We start from the raw sequence: 2,682 nt of genomic DNA, 5'->3' as shown, positions 1-2,682 counted from the left end.
CGAACCCCTGATCGGCTACCTCGCCAACACCGTCGTACTACGCACCCAACTCAACGACAACCACACCACCACCGCCCACATCCAGCACTGCCACACCACCATCCTGCACGCCCTGCAACACCAAGACACCCCCTTCACCCTCCTCGTCGACACCCTCCAACCACCCCGCACCCCAGGCCAGAACCCCCTCTTCCAAACCGCCCTCTCCCTGGTCCCGGCGCAGGTGGCCGGTGGTGAGGTGGCGCTGCCCGGCATCCGGCTGGAACCGGTCTCGGTGGACCAGAGTGGCGCCCGGTTCGACCTCCGGGTCGAGGTGGCCCCGCAGGCCGACGGCTCGATGGCGATCTGGGTCGAGTACTCCGCCGAGCTGTTCGACCACTGGCGGGTGGGCTCGATGATCGAGCACTTCCGCAACGTGCTGGCCTCGATGATCGCCGGCCCCCGGCAGCGCCTCGCCGACATCGAGCTGATGTCAGGGCCTGAACGTGACCAGGTCCGTTACGGCTTCAACCAGCATCCGGCCCAGCCGCCGACACCGCTGCCGTGGACGGGCAGTTCGGTGGTTGCCCAGGTCGAGGCCACCGCCCGAGCGGCTGCCGGGGCGTGCGCGGTCTGGTGCGACGGGGCCTGGCTGTCCTACGCGCAGCTCGATGCCGCGGCATCGCGGCTGGCGGTGCGGCTTGCCGCGGCCGGGGTGCGTCGCGGCCAGGTGGTGGCGGTCTGCGCGTACCGGTCGCTGGAGCTGGTGGTGGGCCTGCTTGCGGTGTTGAAGGCGGGTGCCGCCTACCTGCCGTTGGACCCAGACCAGCCGGTGGCGAGGTCGGACTTCCAACTGAGCGACGCCGGCGCGGTGGCGCTGCTCTCGCAGCCCGGTACCGGCCCCAGGCCGCCCGCGAGGGTGCCCCGGATCGAGCTGGTGCAACCGGACCGACCGCATACCAGCGATCCCGACGAGGGCTGCTCCGACCAGTACGCCCGGGTGTCCGGCGCGGACACCCTGCCCGTGCTCGACGGCGGCGACCCGGCCTACCTGATCTACACCTCGGGCTCCACCGGAACTCCCAAGGGTGTGCTGAACAGCCACGCCGGCCTGATCAACCGGCTGGGCTGGATGCAGGCCCGGCACCCCATCGACAGCCGGGACCGGGTGTTGCAGAAGACCCCCTACACCTTCGACGTGTCGGTCTGGGAATTCTTCTGGCCGCTGCTCACCGGCTCCCGGCTGGTGCTGGCCGCGCCTGGCGGCCACCGCGATCCGGGCTATCTGGCCACTGTCCTCGCCGAGCAGCAGATCAGCATCAGCCACTTCGTCCCGTCGGTGCTCAGCACGTTCCTCGACCAACCGGATCTCGCGGAGTTGCCCGCGCTGCGGCACCTCTTCTGCTCCGGTGAGGCGCTGCCCGCCGACGTTCGCGACCGGGCGCTGCGCCGGCTGCCCGGCGTGCGACTGCACAACCTGTACGGACCCACCGAAGCCAGCATCGACGTCACGGCCTGGACCTGTGCGGCCACGGACGGGCCCACCGTCGTCATCGGCCGGCCGATCACCAACATGCAGGCCTACGTTCTGGACTCCTCGCAGCGGCCGGTTCCGATCGGCGTCACCGGGCACCTGCATCTGGCCGGGGTAGGCCTGGCCACCGGTTACCTCCGGCGCCCCGCGTTGACTGCCGAGCGGTTCACACCCTGTCCGTTCGCAGCGCCCGGCGCCCGGATGTACGACACCGGCGACCTTGCCCGGTGGCGGCCTGACGGCACCCTGGAATACCACGGCCGCACCGACCACCAGGTCAAGCTGCACGGCCAGCGCATCGAACTCGGCGAGATCGAGCATGCGCTCACCCGGCACCCCGCCGTCACCGCGGCCGCGGTGAACCTCATCGATCCGGGCAACGGCCGGCCGCCGTTCCTCGCCGCCTACCTCACCGCCGGCGCACCGGCACCGACCGACGCGGCGTTGCGCGGCCACCTCGCCAACCAGTTGCCGCTGCACATGATCCCGGCCACCATCACCGTGCTGGACACGCTTCCACTCAGCTCCAACGGCAAGCTCGACCGCAGCCGGCTGCCGGCACCCAACCCCAAGCCGGCCACCGTGCCGACCGCCACTGAGCGGACCCTCGCCGGCATCTGGACCGGCCTGCTGAGTCCTGAGACCGCCATCCGGCCCGAGGACAACTTCTTCACCCAGGGCGGCAGCTCGCTGATGGTGATGCAGCTGATCTCGCGGATCCGCGGGATCTTCGGGGTCGAGATCGCGGTCGGGCAGGTGTTCCTGTCGCCCGTGCTCGGCGATCTGGCCGCCGAGATCGACCGGTTGGCCGCTGAGCACGCGCTCGGCGAAGCCGACCTCAGCAGCATCGACGCCCAGCTGGACCTGATGTCGGAGGAGGAGATCGAGCGGATGCTCGCCGAGGGTGTCGGCGCTGCCGGTGACGGGGCGAACCCGGCCGAACGCGGCCTGACCAGTGGCGGCATCGAATGACGGCAACCCCCACCTCGACGCAGGACCGGCGACAGGAGCTGCGCGAACTGCTCATCCGCCGCCGGCGTGCGGAGTTGGTTGGTGGTGGTGGGGTGGTTGCGGTTGGTCGGGATGGGTTGTTGCCGTTGTCGTGGCAGCAGTTGGGTTTGTGGTTTCTGTATCAGTGGGATCCGGGGTCGGCGACGTATCACCTGCCG

At 70.2% G+C, this 2,682-nt stretch carries 2 protein-coding genes; both read left to right on the top strand.

The window, feature by feature from the left end; all coding sequences use genetic code 11:
- A partial coding sequence (locus tag VF542_RS18035; RefSeq protein ID WP_408653084.1) for a non-ribosomal peptide synthetase occupies nucleotides 1-2,485 on the top strand: 2,485 nt, incomplete at its 5' end.
- On the top strand, nucleotides 2,482-2,682 hold a 201-nt coding region (locus tag VF542_RS18030; protein WP_408653083.1), incomplete at its 3' end, for a hypothetical protein. The genes VF542_RS18035 and VF542_RS18030, both read left to right, overlap by 4 nt.

Source organism: Jatrophihabitans sp. (genome assembly GCF_036389215.1).
GTDB lineage: Bacteria > Actinomycetota > Actinomycetes > Mycobacteriales > Jatrophihabitantaceae > Jatrophihabitans_A.
The sequence above is the reverse complement of the archived record's forward strand: the minus strand, read 5'-3'. Positions and strand labels throughout refer to the sequence as shown.